The organism is Corynebacterium suranareeae (assembly GCF_002355155.1).
Lineage (GTDB): Bacteria > Actinomycetota > Actinomycetes > Mycobacteriales > Mycobacteriaceae > Corynebacterium > Corynebacterium suranareeae.
On the sequence record NZ_AP017369.1, the window covers coordinates 878,923 to 899,740 of the forward strand.

The 20,818-nt window shown below is 52.3% G+C and carries 15 protein-coding genes; 9 read left to right on the top strand and 6 right to left on the bottom strand.

Annotation, left to right across the window (positions count from 1 at the left end):
- The first annotated feature begins 44 nt into the window (after nt 1–44).
- The gene (gene upp, locus N24_RS04205; RefSeq protein WP_096454613.1) at nt 45–680 is read left to right on the top strand and encodes a uracil phosphoribosyltransferase; all 636 of its coding nucleotides are present in this window, start codon (nt 45–47) and stop codon (nt 678–680) included.
- Nucleotides 681–798: 118 nt separating this feature from the next.
- Complete coding sequence (locus tag N24_RS04210) at nt 799–1,176, top strand: helix-turn-helix domain-containing protein (protein WP_096454615.1); 378 nt, start codon at nt 799–801, stop codon at nt 1,174–1,176.
- A gap of 323 nt (nt 1,177–1,499) precedes the next feature.
- Here N24_RS04210 and N24_RS04215 read toward each other — a convergent pair whose 3' ends face one another.
- Nucleotides 1,500–3,092, bottom strand: a complete 1,593-nt coding sequence (locus tag N24_RS04215; protein WP_096454617.1) for a phospho-sugar mutase — start codon at nt 3,090–3,092, stop codon at nt 1,500–1,502.
- 107 nt (nt 3,093–3,199) lie between these two features.
- Here N24_RS04215 and N24_RS04220 point away from each other — a divergent pair, with 107 nt between their 5' ends.
- The 4 genes from N24_RS04220 to N24_RS04235 all read left to right on the top strand — a co-directional run bounded on the left by N24_RS04220 (nt 3,200) and on the right by N24_RS04235 (nt 11,629).
- Nucleotides 3,200–4,384, top strand: coding sequence for a M20 family metallopeptidase (locus N24_RS04220; RefSeq protein ID WP_096454619.1), 1,185 nt, complete (start codon nt 3,200–3,202; stop codon nt 4,382–4,384).
- A 139-nt stretch (nt 4,385–4,523) separates the two neighbouring features.
- On the top strand, nt 4,524–5,933 hold the full coding sequence (locus tag N24_RS04225) for an NAD(P)H-quinone dehydrogenase (RefSeq protein WP_096454621.1): 1,410 nt from the start codon (nt 4,524–4,526) through the stop codon (nt 5,931–5,933).
- Nucleotides 5,934–6,324: 391 nt separating this feature from the next.
- Nucleotides 6,325–9,747, top strand: a complete 3,423-nt coding sequence (locus tag N24_RS04230; protein WP_096459706.1) for a pyruvate carboxylase — start codon at nt 6,325–6,327, stop codon at nt 9,745–9,747.
- A 1,012-nt stretch (nt 9,748–10,759) separates the two neighbouring features.
- Nucleotides 10,760–11,629 (top strand): YbbN family protein, encoded by an 870-nt coding sequence (locus N24_RS04235; RefSeq protein WP_096454623.1) that lies wholly within the window; start codon nt 10,760–10,762, stop codon nt 11,627–11,629.
- On the opposite strand, the gene N24_RS04240 is transcribed toward N24_RS04235, so the two are convergent.
- Nucleotides 11,626–12,714, bottom strand: a complete 1,089-nt coding sequence (locus N24_RS04240; protein ID WP_096454625.1) for a GTP-binding protein — start codon at nt 12,712–12,714, stop codon at nt 11,626–11,628. The genes N24_RS04235 and N24_RS04240 overlap by 4 nt on opposite strands.
- Before the next feature lie 113 nt (nt 12,715–12,827).
- Between N24_RS04240 and N24_RS04245 the strand changes: the two genes are divergently transcribed.
- Both N24_RS04245 and N24_RS04250 read left to right on the top strand, forming a co-directional pair.
- Nucleotides 12,828–13,751 (top strand): NAD(P)/FAD-dependent oxidoreductase, encoded by a 924-nt coding sequence (locus tag N24_RS04245; protein ID WP_096454627.1) that lies wholly within the window; start codon nt 12,828–12,830, stop codon nt 13,749–13,751.
- Nucleotides 13,741–14,634 carry an ABC transporter substrate-binding protein gene (locus tag N24_RS04250; protein ID WP_231910866.1) on the top strand — a complete coding sequence of 298 codons (894 nt, stop codon included), beginning with the start codon at nt 13,741–13,743 and terminating at the stop codon, nt 14,632–14,634. Before N24_RS04245 ends, N24_RS04250 begins: the two co-directional genes overlap by 11 nt.
- Here N24_RS04250 and N24_RS04255 read toward each other — a convergent pair.
- The 4 genes from N24_RS04255 to N24_RS04270 form a co-directional block, all read right to left on the bottom strand.
- Entirely contained in the window at nt 14,631–15,017 is a 387-nt protein-coding gene (locus N24_RS04255) for a hypothetical protein (protein WP_096454629.1), read from the bottom strand. The two genes, N24_RS04250 and N24_RS04255, sit on opposite strands and share 4 nt — an antisense overlap.
- Nucleotides 15,018–15,034: 17 nt before the next feature.
- Complete coding sequence (locus N24_RS04260; protein ID WP_096454631.1) at nt 15,035–16,363, bottom strand: helix-turn-helix domain-containing protein; 1,329 nt, start codon at nt 16,361–16,363, stop codon at nt 15,035–15,037.
- 196 nt (nt 16,364–16,559) lie between these two features.
- The gene (locus N24_RS04265; protein ID WP_096454633.1) at nt 16,560–18,338 is read right to left on the bottom strand and encodes an acetyl/propionyl/methylcrotonyl-CoA carboxylase subunit alpha; all 1,779 of its coding nucleotides are present in this window, start codon (nt 18,336–18,338) and stop codon (nt 16,560–16,562) included.
- A 206-nt stretch (nt 18,339–18,544) separates the two neighbouring features.
- On the bottom strand, nt 18,545–19,435 hold the full coding sequence (locus N24_RS04270; protein WP_096454635.1) for a sulfurtransferase: 891 nt from the start codon (nt 19,433–19,435) through the stop codon (nt 18,545–18,547).
- 328 nt (nt 19,436–19,763) lie between these two features.
- Here N24_RS04270 and N24_RS04275 point away from each other — a divergent pair, with 328 nt between their 5' ends.
- Nucleotides 19,764–20,813, top strand: coding sequence for a Cj0069 family protein (locus N24_RS04275; RefSeq protein WP_096454637.1), 1,050 nt, complete (start codon nt 19,764–19,766; stop codon nt 20,811–20,813).
- Nucleotides 20,814–20,818: the final 5 nt, after the last annotated feature.

Sequence of the window (20,818 nt, forward strand, 5' to 3'; positions counted from 1 at the left end):
CGCGCGGATTTCTTTGGGCTCGTAATGATTTAACATGAGAGGTTATGGACATCACCATCGTCAACCACCCACTCGTTGCCAGCCGCCTAACCCTGTTGCGTGATGAGCGCAGCGACAACGCCGCCTTCAGGGCAGCAGCCAATGACCTCGGCGCCATGCTGATCTACGAAGCATCCCGCGACCTGGAGGTTGAACATTTCGACACCAAAACTCCCGTTGCCATCGCCGAAGGCACCCGCCTGAAGCAACCCCCAATTATCGTTCCCATCATCCGCGCAGGCCTCGGTATGATTGATCCCGCACTTTCGATGATCCCAGACGCACAAGTTGGCTTCATCGGACTTGCCCGTGATGAAGAAACACACGAGCCCGTTCCATACCTCGAGGCTTTGCCACAAGACTTAAGCAACCAGCCAGTCTTCCTCGTCGACCCAATGCTTGCCACCGGCGGTTCCTTGCTCCACGCCATCCGTTTGCTCGCAGACCGCGGCGCTACCGACATCACCGCTATCTGCATGGTGTCAGCTCAACCTGGCGTGGATGCACTCGCAGAATCTGGCCTGCCAGTACGCCTAGTCACCGCAACCATTGACCCATCTTTGAACGAACAGGCATACATCGTTCCTGGTCTTGGCGACGCCGGTGATCGTCTCTACGGACCACGAAACATCGATCTTTAAAAAACTTCGCAGATTGTTTGCGGAGCGCTCTGGCTGTGCTTTGGCCGAAATTTTTGCCCACTGTAGTGGGCGGTAGTGGGGTTGTTTCGTCGGCATTGTTATTTGTGTGTCGAAGGAAATGTCGGAAAAGCGGTGGTCAAGCTACGGCCACGCTTTTGCGAGCAGACTAAAAAGGCTTCGCACCCTGCGCGGATTTAGCCAAGAAGAGCTCTCAGATATCTCCGGGGTTTCCAGAAACACCATCTCTAACTACGAGCGCAACGAAAACAACAGCGGAAATGCCGTCGATCCGCAGCTTTCAAATATTTACAGGCTCGCCCAAGCGCTCGAAGTGCCACCCATCGCGCTCATGCCCGCAGGAGCCAAACCGGTAGCCAAAATCTGCGTCGATGAAACTGCAGCCATCGATGTCCGCTGGCCATCTGAAAACGATCCATTGCTTTTCGACGCCGACCTCCGCCTTACCCGCAACCGCGATAAGGAACCCGGCCAATAGGGAAATGGCTAAGGCAAAGCGGGCTTTTGTAGTGCATAGGGTGGTGCATTTCTAGAAACCAAACTGGTGTGCCAAGATTTCGGATTTTTATGAATTCTTGTCATGCCTGTTTGATGCAAGGAGCCGTAAACCAAACATAGGTGCCAAGGATTCGGGTTTCTCAGAATTCTTGGCATGCATGTTTGGTCTACCCGAAAATTTGGCATGGAGCCCTCAAAAAGTGACCCCACAGAATCGTTTTTAAGCGCCTTTGGAACCCGAAGTGATACAAATACCTATTCCGGAGAATTCAGACGCTTAAATCGCCCGTCTATAGAGCATCTCTAAAGCTTTGCCAACCAGCTTTGCACCTCATCTTCTAACTGATGCAGTAGTTGCGCAGCCTCATCATGTGAACTGGCCTGCCCAACTTCCAAATACAGCTTGGCTTTAGCCTCAGTGCCAGATACTCGAGCAATCGCACGGATATGTACTGGCCCCACCTGACCATGCAAAGCGATGCCTTGTTTTTCTGGAAGCGCAGTAGGGGTTACGGATACGCCAATGAGTTCCTGTTGAGGGTGGGCAATCCAATGATCAACAAGCTCCCTAGGATTAGTTGTCCGAACAGCAATTTGTGAGGACGCAAAATACCCATAGCGTCGATAAAGCTCATTGAGTTTATGCTGCAAGCTCGCACCTTGAGATTTCAGCTCTGCAGCCCACGCCGCCATAAACAAAGCGGTAGAAATTCCATCTTTATCGGGCACTAGATCTGGTGCTGGACATGTTCCTACCGCTTCTTCATATGCGAAAGTAAGCGGACCGTTGTGATCATCGGCAGCGCGGGAGAGATTCTTAAATCCGGTTAGGGTCTCGGAATAGTCCCAGCCTTTGTCCTCGGCGATGATGCTCAAAAGCTGCGAAGACACCACGGTGGTAGCAACAACGGGACGTACACCCTCGCCGGAATACTCAGGAACTAGGCGCGTGGCCAAAAGTGTGCCAACCTCATCACCAGAGAGCATCCGGTGCCCACCATCAGCTGTTTTAATACCAACCGCACAGCGATCTGCATCTGGATCAAGAGCAAATAAAATATCCGCGTTTTTCTCTTTAGCCCGTTGTAACAACAACTCAATAGCTGAAGGCTCTTCAGGGTTGGGGAAGGGAACAGTGGGAAAAGTAGGATCCGGATACTGCTGAGCCTTCACACCGTGAGTATGCGGGAAACCGGCAAATTGAAATGCGTTAGACATCGCTCGTCCACCCACGCCATGCATCGCGGTGTAGACCACCCTCAGATTTCCTCGCTCGGAATTAACCCGTAACAAGTCAGCCTGATCTGGCGTTACCAAAGCAACCAACTCATCAACGTATCTGCGCAACTGATCAGCCGTGGGACGCACCGTCACGCGAGGTACGCGAATGGGATCCTCAACAGCATCGATATGTGCTTCTAGGTCTGCCTCCAACTCGGAATACAGCTGACGACCATTGGATAAAAACACCTTGTAGCCATTATCTGCAGCACCATTATGGGACGCAGTAATCTGAACACCAGCGTCCAATCCATGTTTTTTCACTAACCACGGAATAAGTGGGGTAGGACCCGGTGCGGGAAGTAACGTGACCTCAAAACCTGCACCAGCAAATACCTCTGCGGTGGTCGCTGCAAAAGTATGCGAACCATACCTGGCGTCATATCCAACAACGACCCGTAGTGGACCATCTTGGGGATAAAGCGCCCGACCAATTCCTGTTTCTTCTTCAGGCACTAAATGCGGCACAGGATTAAGTGCTGCACGTTCGGCTAACCAGCTGGCAAGGCCTGCCGTTGTTCTGGTTACCTGCAAAACATTCATCTGATGGCGCGCCGGGCCAACTGGTGCACGTAACCCTGCCGTGCCGAAACTAAGCTGACGAGACTCGTCCATGGACACCCCGATCCTTTATTTTCGTGGGATCACTATTAGACTCGACTCTACCGCGCTGCAGGTTTTCCTGATATGCCTGCGGACATAACAGAAAGGTATTTCACGTGATGGAAATTGGTGCGCAGGTTGCCTCATGGATGGACCGCCACCATGATGAGGTCATAAAGTGGCGCAGACATTTGCATAGCCATCCAGAGCTCTCCCACATGGAATACCGGACCACGGAGTATTTGGCTTCCGTTCTTGAAGAGCACGGTATGAATCCCCACAGGTTTCCCGGTACTGGGTTGATGGTAGATATCGGCCCAGAAAGTGAATCTCGCCTGGCGTTTCGTGCTGATATTGATGCCTTGCCGTTGGTGGAATCAACAGGTCTTCCATTTGCATCTACCGCCACCGGGGTTGCGCATTCATGTGGGCATGATGTGCACACGGTGATTGCTTTAGCGCTTGCATGCGCTCTTAACACCATTGAGCTTCCCATCGGTATTCGTGTGATTTTCCAACCAGCCGAGGAAGTGATGACCGGTGGCGCAACTGATGTGATTGCTCACGGTGGCCTTGACGGTGTGGACGCGATTTACGCCATCCATGTTGAGCCCAAATTGAAGGTGGGGCGGGTAGGAATACGCGCCGGAGCGATCACTTCAGCCTCAGATGTGATAGAAATCAGAGTCAAGGGCGAAGGGGGACATAGCGCACGTCCACACTTGTCTGCGGATGTTGTCTATGCCTTGAGTAAATTGGTGGTTGATCTCCCCGGGTTGCTGTCCCGTCGTGTGGATCCACGCACCGGTACGGTGTTGGTCTTTGGAACCATCAACGCAGGCTATGCTCCAAATGCGATACCCGATTCTGGAAACGTGTCGGGCACTTTGCGCACCGCCGATATTGCAACCTGGCGGGATATGCGTCCTTTGATCGCTGAGCTGGTGGAACAGGTGCTAGCACCCACTGGAGTCAGCCATGAACTGATCTACAATCCGGGCGTTCCACCAGTGCTTAACGACGACGTAGCCACCGCTTTGTTGGCCAGCGCAGCGCGCGATATGGACACTCAATCAGTTGTTCAAGCGCCGCAATCTTCCGGTGGAGAAGACTTCTCGTGGTACCTAGAACACGTGCCTGGATCCATGGCTCGGTTGGGTTGTTGGTCGGGTCATGGGCCTAAACAAGACCTTCATCAAAGCGACTTAATGGTGGATGAAAGAGCCATTGGAGTCGGTGTCAGGTTGTTTGGATCACTGGTGCAGCAGTACAGCACCCGGTCCGAAGCATTCTTAAACGCCTAATGGGGGTAGTGTGTAGGGCTGGCTCTAAATTGCTGATACGTCACCCAGGCCGACTCAGCTTTAATCATTTAGACTTGAAACCGCGCATCAGAGGTTTCAACAATGCATTCACCCAGCTCACACGTGTGGAGGTGCCTTAATGGCAAAGAGGATCGTAATTATCGGCGGTGGACCTGCAGGCTATGAAGCTGCACTTGCAGGCGCTAAATACGGTGCAGAAGTCACCGTTATTGAAGATGTCGGGGTGGGTGGATCTGCCGTCACCATGGACTGCGTGCCATCCAAATCCTTCATTGCCGGTACCGGAATTAAAACAGACCTCCGCCGTGCTGATGACATGGGATTGAATCGTGGGCTTGGTAAAGCACACCTAGAAATTGACGCGCTCAATATTCGTGTCAAGGACCTAGCTAAAGCGCAGTCCGAAGATATCTTGGGTCAGTTGCAGCGTTCAGATGTCCGCATGATCAACGGTGTTGGACGCTTTGATGATTACAACACCAAGCAGACCACTCACTACATCAAAGTCACCCACAATGATGGCACCGAAGAAACCATTGAGTGCGATCTTGTTTTGGTAGCTACGGGTGCAACACCTCGCATCCTTAAAGGTGCCGAGCCAGACGGTGAGCGCATTCTAACCTGGCGCCAAGTCTATGACATTGACGAACTACCAACCCACCTCATTGTCGTTGGTTCTGGTGTCACTGGTGCGGAGTTTGTCTCAGCTTTTGCTGAACTCGGTGTCAAAGTCACCATGGTTGCATCCCGCGATCGCATTTTGCCTCATGATGATGCCGATGCTGCAGACGTGTTGGAAACGGTTCTGGCTGAGCGTGGAGTTTCTCTAGAAAAGCACGCTCGTGTGGAATCAGTAACGCGCACTGACGACGGTGGCGTGTGTGTCCGCACCTCTGATGGCCGTGAGATCTACGGTTCCCATGCGTTGATGACTGTTGGTTCCATTCCAAATACCGCCGATCTAGGTTTGGAAAATATTGGTGTTGAGCTGGCACCATCTGGCCACATCAAGGTTGACCGCGTGTCCCGCACCAACATCTCTGGTATTTACGCAGCCGGTGACTGCACCGATTTGTTCCCACTTGCTTCTGTGGCAGCGATGCAGGGCCGTATAGCGATGTATCACGCACTTGGTGAAGGTGTTAGCCCCATCCGGTTGAAGACCGTTGCTACTGCAGTGTTTACCCGCCCAGAGATTGCTGCTGTGGGTATTACTCACGCGCAGGTTGATTCAGGCGAAGTATCGGCACGCGTGGTTGTGCTGCCTTTGGCAACCAACCCACGCGCCAAGATGCGTTCCTTGCGCCACGGTTTTGTCAAGCTATTTTGCCGACGCAATTCCGGCTTGATCATCGGTGGTGTCGTTGTGGCACCTACGGCCTCTGAGCTGATTTTGCCGATTGCTGTTGCGGTAACCAACCGATTGACAGTTGCAGATCTAGCGGAAACCTTTGCTGTGTATCCATCCCTGTCCGGCTCTATTACAGAGGCGGCTCGTCAGCTGGTACAGCATGATGATCTAGGCTAAATTTTCTAAAAATACAAAAACCCGGGACCGCTTTCTAGCGTGCCCGGGTTTTTGTATTTGTTAAGCACATACTGATGATTTTGCTAATTTTGCAAAGTTCTGAAAATTCTTAAGACGTCAGATGTCTGCAGGTGGGGGCGGTTAAATGCGTCAAAGTTGGCCAGCTTTGGCAACCTTGGCTAACTCGAATGGGGCGACGGGGTTAGAAATTGGGGGGTTTATTTCATGCGGCATGATGAGTAGTTGTGCAGGTCAGGGGGAGTCTGGGTGGGAAACCTTAAATCCAAAACGGAAATCGATGTTTGATTGGGGGAATCGGGGGTTACGATATGGGGACGAAGTGACTGCTATCACCCTTGGTGGTCTCTTGTTGAAAGGAACAATTACTCTAGTGTCGACTAACACATCTTCCACGCTTCCAGCATTCAAAAAGATCCTGGTTGCAAACCGCGGTGAAATCGCGGTCCGTGCTTTCCGTGCAGCGCTTGAAACAGGTGCAGCCACGGTGGCGATTTACCCTCGAGAAGATCGTGGATCATTCCACCGCTCGTTTGCTTCTGAGGCTGTCCGTATTGGTACTGAAGGATCACCGGTTAAGGCATATTTGGACATCGATGAAATTATCGGTGCTGCCAAGAAAGTTAAAGCAGATGCCATTTACCCCGGTTACGGCTTCTTGTCTGAAAATGCTCAGCTAGCGCGCGAATGCGCTGAAAACGGCATTACCTTTATCGGCCCAACCCCAGAGGTTTTAGATCTCACTGGCGATAAGTCTCGTGCAGTTACCGCTGCGAAGAAGGCTGGATTGCCAGTTTTGGCTGAATCTACCCCCAGCAAAAACATTGATGAGATCGTTAAAAGTGCTGAAGGCCAGACTTATCCACTTTTCGTTAAAGCGGTTGCTGGTGGTGGTGGACGTGGAATGCGTTTTGTGCCAACCCCAGAAGAACTTCCTAAACTAGCTACAGAAGCATCCCGCGAAGCAGAAGCTGCTTTTGGCGACGGGTCAGTTTATGTCGAGCGTGCGGTTATTAACCCTCAGCACATCGAGGTGCAGATCCTTGGTGATCATACTGGAGAAGTTATTCACCTGTTCGAGCGTGATTGCTCGTTGCAGCGTCGACACCAGAAAGTCGTAGAAATTGCACCAGCACAGCACTTGGATCCAGAACTACGTGATCGCATTTGTGCTGACGCGGTGAAGTTCTGCAAGTCCATTGGTTACCAAGGTGCCGGTACGGTGGAATTCCTGGTTGATGAAAAAGGCAACCACGTTTTCATCGAGATGAACCCTCGTATTCAGGTTGAACACACTGTGACTGAAGAGGTCACTGAAGTAGACCTGGTCAAGGCTCAGATGCGTCTGGCAGCTGGAGCAACCTTGAAGGAATTGGGTCTGACCCAAGATAAAATCAAGACTCACGGTGCAGCCTTGCAGTGCCGAATTACCACCGAAGATCCAAACAACGGCTTCCGCCCAGATACCGGAACTATTACCGCATACCGTTCCCCAGGTGGAGCCGGAGTTCGTCTTGATGGTGCAGCTCAGCTCGGTGGTGAAATCACCGCGCACTTCGATTCCATGCTGGTGAAGATGACCTGCCGTGGATCTGACTTTGAAACTGCAGTAGCTCGTGCGCAGCGTGCGCTGGCTGAATTCACCGTTTCAGGTGTGGCCACCAACATTGGTTTCCTCCGTGCTTTGCTGCGTGAAGAGGATTTCACCTCCAAGCGTATTGCTACTGGATTTATTGCAGACCATCCTCATTTGCTCCAGGCTCCACCTGCTGATGATGAGCAAGGTCGAATTCTGGACTACTTGGCAGATGTTACGGTCAATAAACCACACGGCGTCCAGCCTAAGAATGTGGCAGCTCCGATTGACAAGTTGCCAAATATTAAAGATTTGGCGCTGCCTCGTGGTTCCCGTGATCGCCTCAAGCAACTGGGGCCAGAAGCTTTTGCTCGTGACTTGCGTGAGCAGGATGCGCTAGCGGTTACTGATACCACCTTCCGTGATGCACACCAGTCGCTGCTGGCGACCCGCGTCCGCTCGTTCGCGCTGATTCCTGCGGCGGAGGCCGTCGCAAAGCTAACTCCTGAGCTGTTGTCCGTGGAGGCCTGGGGCGGAGCTACCTACGATGTGGCCATGCGCTTCCTCTTTGAGGATCCTTGGGCGCGACTTGATGAGCTGCGCGAGGCAATGCCGAATGTGAATATTCAGATGTTGCTGCGTGGACGCAACACCGTGGGATACACTCCATACCCAGACTCCGTGTGTCGTGCTTTTGTTAATGAAGCAGCTAATTCTGGTGTCGATATTTTCCGCATTTTTGACGCGCTCAATGATGTTTCTCAGATGCGCCCAGCAATCGATGCTGTCTTGGAGACCGGAACTTCTGTGGCAGAAGTGGCCATGGCATACTCTGGTGATCTTTCCGATCCGAATGAGAAACTCTACACCCTTGACTACTACCTGAAGATGGCAGAAGAGATCGTCAAATCTGGCGCTCATATTCTTGCCATTAAGGATATGGCAGGTCTGCTTCGACCAGCGGCAGCAACCAAGCTTGTGACCGCGCTGCGCCGTGAATTTGATCTACCTGTTCACGTGCACACCCACGACACCGCTGGTGGACAGCTAGCAACCTACCTGGCTGCAGCTCAAGCTGGTGCCGATGCAGTAGATGGTGCATCTGCGCCACTGTCTGGTACCACCTCACAGCCTTCATTGTCTGCCATTGTGGCTGCATTCGCACACACTCGTCGCGATACGGGCTTAAGCCTTGAAGCTGTTTCTGACCTGGAGCCATACTGGGAAGCAGTACGCGGACTCTACCTACCATTTGAGTCTGGCACCCCAGGGCCAACCGGACGTGTTTACCGCCACGAAATCCCAGGCGGACAGCTATCCAACCTGCGTGCACAAGCCACCGCGCTGGGCCTTGCAGATCGCTTCGAACTGATCGAAGACAACTACGCAGCAGTAAATGAAATGCTGGGACGACCAACCAAGGTCACCCCATCATCTAAGGTTGTTGGCGATCTAGCTCTGCACCTTGTTGGCGCAGGTGTTGATCCTGCAGACTTTGCCGCAGATCCACAAAAATATGACATCCCAGATTCTGTCATCGCGTTCCTTCGCGGTGAACTGGGTAACCCTCCAGGTGGCTGGCCAGAACCACTGCGCACCCGCGCACTCGAGGGACGTTCTGAAGGCAAGGCACCGTTGACTGAAGTGCCAGCCGAAGAACAACAGCACCTGGACTCGGATGACTCCACTGAGCGCCGAAACAGCCTAAACCGTCTGTTGTTCCCGAAGCCAACTGAGGAGTTCTTAGAGCACCGCCGTCGCTTCGGCAATACTTCAGCGCTTGATGATCGTGAGTTCTTCTACGGTTTGGTTGAGGGTCGTGAAACCTTAATCCGTCTGCCGGATGTTCGCACCCCACTGCTGGTACGCCTGGACGCGATTTCCGAACCAGACGACAAGGGCATGCGCAATGTCGTGGCAAATGTCAACGGTCAGATCCGCCCAATGCGTGTGCGCGATCGCTCTGTTGAGTCAGTTACCGCAACCGCTGAGAAGGCCGATACCTCCAACAAGGGCCATGTTGCTGCACCATTCGCAGGTGTGGTCACCGTGACCGTCGCTGAAGGTGATGAAGTCAAGGCTGGAGATGCAGTGGCAATCATTGAGGCCATGAAGATGGAAGCAACCATTACTGCTTCTGTTGATGGCAAGATTGACCGCGTTGTTGTTCCTGCAGCAACCAAGGTTGAAGGTGGCGACTTGATCGTCGTCGTTGCCTAACCTGTTGGTAAAAGCTCCGTTCCTTCTGTGCAGTCGGCAGAAGGGGCGGAGCTTTTTCTCTGTTTGATATGGTGGTCTGGTTGGGGCAGTTGCCGCCAACCGGCATATACGGCCAAATCCGTGTGTGCTTCCGAGGTGTTTGGTCGCCAGATCAATTTTGTAGGCCGGGAAACGATCGTATTTGACCAAAAGTTTCCACAGCATAAGCCGGTTTGGTCGTCAGATGAAATGAAGCGCGAAACTTATGAAAGAGGCCTAAAAAAGTGACCTCACAGATTCGCGTGTAACCCGGGGTGATGCAAATACCTATCCGGAATTTTCGGCTACTTAAATGACTTGTAAAACATGATTACTGAAAGCCTCTGTTGGTTGGTTTTTGCGATCTGGTTGGGGTAGTTTCCACCAACCGTCAAATACGGCCAAATCCGTGTGTGCTTCCGAGGTGTTTGGTCGCCAGATCAATTTTGTAGGCCGGGAAACGATCGTATTTGACCAAAAGTTTCCACAGCATAAGCCGGTTTGGTCGTCAGATGAAATGAAGCGCGAAACTTATGAAAGAGGCCTAAAAAAGTGACCTCACAGATTCGCGTGTAACCCGGGGTGATGCAAATACCTATCCGGAATTTTCGGCTACTTAAATGACTTGTAAAACATGATTACTGAAAGCCTCTGTTGGTTGGTTTTTGCGATCTGGTTGGGGTAGTTTCCACCAACCGTCAAATACGGCCAAATCCGTGTGTGCTTCCGAGGTTTTTGGTCGCCAGATCAATTTTGCTGGCCGGGAAACGATCGTATTTGACCAAAAATTGTCCTCAGAAAGGCTTGCTTGGTCTCTAGGTGAAATTAGCCGCAAGGTCGGAGAAAGCGGTTAGAAAAAGCGACCTCATAGAATCGTCTCTCAAGGCTTTGTAGATCCCCGATGATGTAAATGCACCCTCTCAAAATCTGGCCGCTTAAACGGGCTGTAAAAGGCGTCAGCCACCATTATTGAAAATCATTACTATTAGCGAGTATGGAAAACCATGTTCACGATTCTTGCTCACCAACATTGCGCCGAGATCTAGAAGTCACCGGCCACATCCCACCACAAGGGGTAGTTGAAATAGCCGCTCCTGAAGAACGGAAACTGGCTGAAATTACGCAGGTGACCTCTGCGAGCCTTAAAACTGCAGTGGAAGATGCATCGCGTTCGATTGATGTGGTGGTGATAATCGGCAATTCGCTGTTGCCCACATTTTCAGAGTTGCAGCGAGATATTGTGCAGTTCCAGCAAAATAACCGCGGCCGGTTTGTCATTGCCATCGTCGATCCAGATCGCAGTGCAGACGTGGTGGCTAGGTTTAAACCACGACAGATCCCGGTGGTGTATGTGGTAAAAGATGGGGCCAGTATTGCAGAATTCAACGTGTTTAACACTCAAGAGGTAGAGCAGTGGCTTGATCATTTCGTGTCAAGGGAAAAGTTGGTGGAGGTGGAGGAGGGAGGCGTCGATAAGCAAAAAGACCCGCGCCTGTGGCGGGCGGCGGAGTTGGTGAACGCCGGCGAGTTTGCAGCTGCGTTGGTGTTGTATGAGCAATTACCGCAGGATGTCACCGTGAAGCGGGCGCACGCGGCGGTGTCGGTGTTGGCGCGGATGGCGGCGGATCGAGCATCAGATCCAATTGAACAGTCGCGCCGGGATCCGGGCAATGTGGGCAAGGCGCTGGCGGCGGCGGATATGTATGTGTTGATGGATCAGCCGGATGCTGCGCTTAAGTACCTCGTTGGATTTTTGTCACAGCCGGAGGCTATCCAGCGGATCGTTGAGCTATTGCATTTGTTTGATCCGCTGGATCCTGTGGCAGTGGAAACCCGGGCGCGGCTAGCGAACGCGATGCATTAAACCAAAGCGGCTACTTCCTCGTCGGTGAGTACTGCGGCTTGCAGCAGTGCGAGGAGGGCTGGGCCGTCGATGTGAGTTCCGATCAACACCAATTCTGTGCCGGGGGTGATCTCTGAATTAGACCAATATGTGGCTGGACGAATGCTTAAATTGGGGCCTGCTTGGTGCCAGACTTGGACGATATCTAGGTGGTCAGTGATCCAGCAATAACCTTTCGACCTCACGAGCCCGGTAGTGGAACGAAGCGCGTGAAGGAGGCGGTCTTTGTGGAAAGGTCGATCGGAGCGAAATACCACGGAACTGATGCCGTATTCTTCGGTTTCTGGGGTGTGCGGGTTTTCTAATTCTTCGGTGTAGCCCTCGTAGATGCGGGCGGTGGCTTCGTCGTAGAGAAATGCGCCAAGGATATCGTCGGTGATCAGGCTGCCTGACGTGCTGAGACCGTCGATGAGCAGGTCGATGCGGGCGCGCGGGTTCATGCTGGCGATCAGTGCCCGGGTTTGCTCAAGGTGGCTGCGATCTACCAGGTCAGATTTGGTGATGTAGATGCGGTCGGCGAATTCAACTTGATCGATAAGAAGGTCTGCGATGGTGCGTTCATCATCTTCGGTTGCGCCCATATCGGCGTCGTTAAGCGTGGTGTTCTTGCGGATTAAATCAATAAATTGGGTGGCATCAACGAGTGTGACCATGGTGTCGATGGGGGCTTTGTCTGCCAGGCGGGTGCCGTCTTCCCATTGCCATTCGAAGGTCGCAGCCACGGGCATTGGCTCGGAGATTCCGGTGGACTCAATGACGATGTGATCAAATCGTCCACTGCTGGCAAGCTCCCCGACGGAATCCACCAGATCTTCACGCAGGGTGCAGCAGATGCATCCATTGGTTAGTTCGACGAAGCGGTCTTCGCCGCGGGTGAGGTGACCTTCGGCTGCGATGAGGGCTGCATCAATGTTGATTTCTGAAAAATCGTTGACGATAACTGCGATCTTTTTCGAGCCTCTGTGCTTGAGAATTTGGTTCAGCAGAGTGGTTTTTCCGGATCCGAGAAAGCCTGAGAGCACTGTCACTGGGGTGGCGCGCAGCATGAGAAACTCCTGTTCTTGGGAATGGTTTTCAATAATCCTTGGGCAAGTGTACTCTTTTATTGCACATTGTTTTCAATAAGGCTGTTTAGGCCTTTCCCTATCTAGGAGCACCCATGTCCTTGGACCTAATTGATGTCGCCATCGTCGGCGCCGGCCCCGCAGGGCTCGCCGCCGCGGTCGCACTTGGCCGGTCGCTACGCAGCGTCACCGTAATCGATGCAGGTCAGCCACGAAACAGATTTGCCCACGCAGCGCACAACACGCTCGGCCAAGAAAGCATCGCGCCAGCCAAGCTGCTAGAAAAAGGACGCGCCGAAGCGCGCTCATATGGGGTGAGCATTAAGCCCGGGCGCGTAGCAAAGGTACAGCGTACTGGTTCCTCCTTCGCCATAACGCTTGACGACGCCTCCCTCCTTCATTCCCGGCGCGTGATTTTGGCACACGGCGCGGTAGATGACATTCCAGATGTTGAAGGTCTGAATAAGCTGTGGGGAAACAAGGTGTTGCACTGCCCGTACTGCCACGGATACGAGGCACGAGATTCGGAGATCGTCGTTCTGGGTACTTCTCCGATGTCTGCACACCAGGCTTTGATGTTTTCGCAGTTGTCTTCAAAAGTCACTTTTGTGGGCACAGTTGAGCTTGATGAACAATCAAAAATCAACCTTGATCGCGCGGGCGTGCGCGTTGTAGGCACTGATGTTGTTCGGGTAGGGGATGCAGGCGAGAAATTGAATGTAGAACTGGCTAGTGGTGATGGTCTGGTGTGCGATCACATCGTGGTTGCTACACGCCCACTTGTCGATCCCACCTTGTACACCCAGTTGGGTGGTGACCTGGAAGAAAATGACTTTGGGCGATTCATTCCGGCTTCGCAAAGTGGGCGCACTCCCATCGAAGGCGTATGGGTTGCCGGAAATGCTCAAGCACCCATGGCCATGGTGTATGGCTCGGCTGCCCAAGGTGTGATGGCTGGGGCAGAGATCAACTTTGATTTAATCCAAGAAGATCTAGCCGGAGGCTCACATGAAAACTAAAGTGATGGGTTTGGTGCTGGTCGCGATTTTTGGGTTGGCTTCATGCTCATCAACACCAGACGGACCGGCTTTAGCAGTCAGTGAAGCAGAAAATATTGTTGCTGAAAATATTGTTGTGCTCTCAGGTGATGCCTCAGTACTCGTAGAAGAACTCGTATCGGCTGAACGCATTGTGGCAACCACCGACCGTGGAGCAGGCACACCAGCAGTTGAAACAGTGCTGCCAGCTGGGGGAACGGTTGATCCGGAACAAATCTTGTCCTTGGATCCTGACTTGGTGCTACTGACATCACGGCATGAATCAGAAGATGATACCGCCGATATCCTTAATCAGGCTGGTGTGCAGGTGGCTAGTTTTGAGTCGAGTAACTGGTCCGATATTGATTCCTTACTGGATACTTTTACTGACATCGCCCAGCTTGTAGGCGAGGAAGATAAAGCCGATCGTTTAGTAGAAGAGATTAAGGCGCAACGAGCTGAAGTAGATACAGCAGTGGATAAAACACGACAACCCAGAGTGCTGAGCTTGATGGCTAGGGGTGGACAAAGATTTTTTGTACCCACATCAGCAATGCTTAACGGTCTGGTTGAAGAAGCAGGCGGTTATTCAGTCAACGGAGAACTGGGGGCAGTGGGAACAGTAGCTGCTGATCCAGAACAGATCCTTGCGCTTCAACCCGATGTGATCTTGGTAGAAGATTTCCGTGGGCAAGGACGAGCAGATTTTGCAGACCTTCTAACCAACCCGGCTCTTGCCGAAGTTCCTGCGATTACGAATGCCAACGTGGCATATCTTCCCCAAAGCGAGATTGGATCAGCTGCGGGACTAAAAATAGTGGATGGTTTGAAGCTTGTTGCAGCCTCGATTGGGACCTTCTCTTAGTGAGATTTGTCTGCGAGATTCAGTCCAAGGAACCCTTCAGCCCACCGAATGATCGTATCGCGGCCCTCTAACACAGCATCACCAATGGTTTTGGGAGCAAGCACCGGATCATTGGGCAGCTGCGTATCCAGGTCACCTGCTGGCAGGACGTCCAGAGTGCGCTTTTTAAGATCCAGTCGTGCAAGGGCTAAAAGCTCGACACTTGTTTGTTCACAAATCGCCCACGTATATTCCCTGTCTTCGTGCCAGGCATCGGCAGCCCCCGCGATGAATTCCGAGGCATCGGGGCGGATTAATGATAGCGCTGGAACGTCGTCGATCCTGTTATCTGAGGTGAGCTTGCGGGCATAAAAGCGCCCACCATTTAAATCCATGGGTTCCATAATGTTATGCGTTTCCTTTAGCGGGGAAGTAGTTGATCAGGGACAGGGCGAATCGAATCCTTCCCCGACGGAGGGAAAGCTCGTTGCACACAGTTTTCTCGTGGGCAGATCCTACACCCAGGGCCGATCTGTGCAGCTGATTCCGGATCCAAATTCAGCCCTTGGGAATACACAAGACCAGGGGCTTCGCTGATATCGCACCCAAGACCAATGGCAAATTCCGCGACAGGATTCCCAAAACCATGCGTGCGGCCTTTAACTGAACGAGCAATCCACAAATAAGTGCGCCCATCGGGCATCCTGGCAACCTGTCGGGTGATATCCCCTTGACGTTCAAATGCGCGGTGCAGTGCCCACAGTGGGCATGTCCCATCCGTCCGTGAAAAATGAAAGGTTGCTGCGGATTGGCGTTTGGAAATATTTCCTGCCCGATCTGAGCGTACAAAGAAGAAGGGGATACCTTCTGCCCCTAAGCGTTGCAAAGTGGATAAACGGTGGCAGGCAGATTCAAAAGACACTCCAAAGGCTTCAGAGATCAAATCGATGTCGTAGTTTTTGTCCCGTGCAAAGTTGAGGAAACGGGTATACGGCATGACCAAAGCTGCGGCAAAATACTGAGACAGCCCAACTTTTGCAAGCCGTACTGCAGCCTCAGTAGGAAGCTCTGGTTGATCGGTGGTGAGCGTATCTAGGAGATCCGAATGAGCTAGGAACGCTAATTCTTCAGCCAATTGGAAACACTGCTGCGCCTCGGTGAGATCTTGTCGCAACAGAATTTGGCGGGACAATGGATCAAAATGCCTTCGGCTGGATAAGTCACTTGCCCGAAACCGTACTGTGATGTTGTAGTCATCATCAAGTAACTGCGCGAACCTGGTGACCCGAAGTCCCGGTTGGCCAATGACTGCCGCTAGTTCTTCCCCAAGACGATCCAAAGAATCGATGTGATTTTTGTGGGTAGAAAAATAGTCCCGAACAAAGTCATGTGCTGAACTGTGTGTGGGATCAACATCTGCGGGTTGGATGATGTGTTGAGCCAACTGAGGGAAACGATCCGTGAAATCCAACAAATCGTCCATCGACATCGTGGGGCCTTGGTTGATTGCCAAAGTTTCAGCGAGCCTGGTAGCAATCGCAGTGTTTCGATCGGGGGAGAAATAACTGGCCTCAACATCAAAAACGTCCATCAGTTGAAGCAGTACTGTTGCGGTGAGCGGACGCCCGTCGTTTTCTAATTGGTTGAGATAGCTCGTGGATAGATCCAACTTTTTTGCCAGTGCTGCCTGCGTGAGCTTTTGGCTTCGACGCAGCGCATTGATCCGAGCCCCTGCATAGAGTTTTGACATTCGTGGCAATCCTCCTCAAAAGCTTCTAGACCTCGAGGTTTAACTATTTCTACATAAACCCTAAGGCCAACACCACACAATTACACAAATTTTAGCTTGTGCTTTCGCCACAGTCTGGTGATTGGCAAAGAAGACCAAAACCGGGTGCCATCTGAAACCTCAGATAGCACCCGGTTTTAATTAAAGTGAGAAAGGGTTACTTGATCTCGAGGAGAACAGCGCCCTTGTTCACGCCTTCACCTGCGGCGACAGCAAGGCCGGTAACAGTTCCGGACTTGTGAGCCTTCACAGGGTTTTCCATCTTCATGGCTTCAAGAACGATGACGGTGTCACCTTCGTTGACTTCTGCGCCTTCTTCAACGTTCACCTTGATCACAGTGCCCTGCATTGGAGCTGCAACAGCGTCACCGGAAACACCAGATTTTGCGCCACCTGCGCGACGCTTCTTGGCCTTCTTCTTTGGACCGGTGGAGCCACCGCCTAGTGCTAGATCACCTGGGAGAGCAACCTCAACGCGACGGCCGTTGATTTCAACAACAACCTTTTGCGCTGGGGTCTTCTCGTCTTCGTCGTCAGCTTCAGAAGCATCAACGTATGGCGCGATTGGGTTGTCCCAGACTTCTTCAATCCACTTGGTGTAGATCTCGAAGCCATCCTCATTACCAACAAAGGCTGGGTTTTCCACGATGTGCTGGTGGAATGGGATAACAGTTGGCATGCCTTCGACAACGTACTCAGCAAGGGCACGGCGGGAACGCTGCAGAGCTTGCTCGCGGGTGTCGCCCCACACGATCAGCTTCGCCAGCATGGAGTCGAACTGTCCAGAGATTTCCGAACCTTCAACAACGCCGGAATCCATGCGGACACCAGGTCCTTGTGGTTCGCGGTAGCCGGTGATCTTGCCTGGTGCAGGCATGAAGTTGGAGCCGGCATCTTCACCGTTGATACGGAACTCAAAAGCGTGTCCGCGAGGTGTTGGATCTTCCTTGATGGACAGCTCATGGCCTTCAGCGATGCGGAACATTTCACGCACCAAGTCAATGCCAGTGGTTTCTTCGGTGACTGGGTGTTCCACCTGGAGACGGGTGTTTACCTCGAGGAAGGAGATTAGTCCGTCAGAACCAACGAGGTACTCAACGGTACCTGCGCCGTAGTAGCCAGCCTCCTTGCAGATTGCCTTTGCAGAGGAGTGCAGACGTTCACGCTGCTCATCGGTGAGGAATGGTGCTGGTGCTTCTTCAACAAGCTTCTGGAAACGGCGCTGCAGGGAGCAGTCACGGGTTCCGGCGACCACAACGTTGCCGTGCTTATCTGCAATGACCTGGCACTCGACGTGGCGTGCCTTGTCCAGGTAGCGCTCCACGAAGCACTCACCACGACCGAAAGCTGCAGTTGCTTCACGAGTTGCGGACTCGAAGAGGTCAGCGACTTCTTCCATCTTGTAGGCAACCTTCATGCCACGTCCGCCGCCACCGAAAGCTGCCTTGATGGCAATTGGAAGACCGAACTCTTCAGCGAAAGCTACAACTTCTGCTGCGTCTTTTACTGGTTCCTTGGTGCCAGGGGCCATTGGTGCCTTGGCGTTGTCTGCGATGTGTCGAGCTGTGACCTTGTCGCCGAGGGAACGGATGGATTCAGGTGATGGTCCAATCCAGATCAGACCTTCGTTGATGACTGCTTCTGCAAAGTCAGCGTTTTCAGCCAGGAAGCCGTAGCCTGGGTGGATGGCGTCTGCGCCGGACTTGCGGGCAGCGTCGATGATCTTGTCAATGACAAGGTAGGACTCGGCGGAAGTTTGACCACCGAGGGCAAAAGCTTCGTCAGCATAAGCAACGAAAGGTGCGTCTGCATCTGGCTCTGCGTAGACAGCGACAGATCCGATGCCTTCATCGCGAGCTGCACGGAACACGCGGATTGCAATCTCACCACGGTTAGCGACAAGTACCTTGGTGATCTTCCTAGTCTCGACTGACACTAATAACTCCTGATTTAAATTGATGACTCAGTGGGTCGGCACATAGTTGCCTGACCAATAGTGATTATTCTTGCACATTCACCCGCGAAGAACTTAACCAGATATGAGGATTTACTCATATTCTGAAGAAATTTTCTGGATTTAGGCAGAAAAATAGGTGGTTGATCAGGCAAAAGACGATATGTGCATTTTACGACACCAAAAAGTTATTTTTCGGTGTTCTCGCCAGTTTCGATCGGCATGCGAACCATATTGCCCCATTCAGCCCATGAACCGTCGTAGTTTCGCACGTTGTCAAAACCGAGCAGATACTTGAGCACGAACCAGGTGTGGGAGGCACGATCACCAACCTGGCAGTAGACAACAGTGTCATCGCTTGGGTTGAGCTCTGCGTACAGCTTGTCTAATTCTGCACGCGTGCGGAAATTACCGTTGGGAAGCACAGCATCGGACCAATCGAGGTTGACTGCACCTGGAATGTGTCCACCGCGAAGGACTCCCTGGCCAGAAGTTGGGTTGCCGTATTCATCCAATCCAGAAAACTCCGAAGCGGTCCGTACGTCGATAAGCTTTAAACCCTTTGACGCCTCAAGCGAGCTGAGCACCTCAGCCACAAACGCGCGCTGGCCTTCGTCGACACGCTCTACAACGGGGTAGTTGGCAGAAGGGTACTCCGGGACCACATAAGAGGTATCGCGTTCCTCGGCCATCCACGCGTCGCGGCCGCCATTGAGCAGGCGAACGTCCGAGTGTCCGAACAGCTCAAAAACCCACAGCGTAAACGCAGCCCACCAGTTGGACTTGTCGCCGTAGACAACAACGGTGTCATCGCGAGCAATGCCCTTGCGGTTCATCAACTCCGCAAACGCCTCGCCGTCAATGAAATCACGGGTGAGGGGATCGTTGAGGTCCTTTGCCCAGTCAATGCGCACAGCTCCTGGGAGGTGTCCAATATCATAAAGGAGGGAATCTTCATTGGACTCCACAACCTTTAGACCAGGTGAACCCAGACGAGCGGAAAGCCACGATGCGGAGACAATCCTTTCAGGGTGTGCATACTCCTCGAACGCGGGAAATGGATCAAATGGTACTGCCATGTGGGGTCGCTGCCTTCCATAAACGGGTGAAACTCTAATACTGTATCCCAGCATATTGCTTAACGTCCTTTGTGTCCTTAATTACTAGTAGAGTGGTTGGGCAGCAAAGAACATGAATCGTGCTTTATTGTCTATCTTGTCAATGTGAAAATACCCAACGTTTAAGCTCACTTTTTGGTGTTTTAAGATTTGAGGGTTTCCCACGTTGAACTAGTAAAACGTGTTAAAAATTCAGTGTTTAAAATTTAGTTTTTAACGCAGCTGATCACCTCTTGAAACGCTCAACCCGCAAACGTTTCAAGTTATGAGAAAGTGAAATCCACCACCCATGAACAAGAGCATCGTTGTTTTTGAAGTCGAAGGCGGCTCCGACAAGTACTTCGACGGACACCGTAAAGACACCATGCCCATCGTCAACTCCATCAAAGATGCCGGATGGCACGCAGAGGTTGTTTACTACCGGCCCGAGTGGACAGAAAACCTCTTTGAGTATGTCTCCGAAAATTTTGATGGTTACATTTCACGCGTAAACCCCGGCAACATCCCCGGCGGCGAGCGCGGCTACTTTGATCTGCTGACCCGTCTGACCGAAGCCGGGCTAGTGGGAATGTCCACGCCTGAGGAAATGATGGCGTATGGCGCAAAAGATGCGCTGGTAAAGCTGTCGCAAACTGACCTCGTTCCAACAGATACCGAGGCCTATTACGATGTGGAAACCTTCCACAAAGTTTTTCCCACGTCACTGTCCTATGGTGAGCGCGTGCTCAAACAAAACCGTGGATCCACAGGTTCTGGTATCTGGCGCGTCCAGCTGGCCGATAAAAAATTAGCCGCATCAATTGAGCCAGGCACAGCACTCCCGCTCGACACCGAAATCAAATGCACGGAAGCAGTGGATAACCACACCGAAATCCGCCAGCTGGGTGAATTTATGGACTTCTGCGACCAATACATCATCGGCGAAAACGGCATGCTGGTTGATATGCGCTTTATGCCCCGCATCGTCGAAGGTGAAATCCGCATCCTCCTAGTCGGCCCGCACCCAGTTTTTGTAGTGCACAAAAAACCCGCCGAAGGCGAAGACAACTTCTCCGCCACACTGTTCTCCGGGGCGCAATACACCTACGACAAACCAGAACAGTGGCAAGATTTGATCGATCTATTCGCCGAAGCGCGCCCCGTCATCGCCGAAAAGCTAGGTGGCGACAACATTCCACTGATCTGGACAGCTGATTTCATGCTCGGCGACGTCGTTGACGGCCAAGACACCTACGTGCTCGGCGAGATCAACTGCTCCTGCGTCGGCTTTACCTCCGAGCTCGATATGGGCATCCAGCAGCTAGTTGCCTCCGAAGCGATCAAACGCATTACGGCTTAAAGATT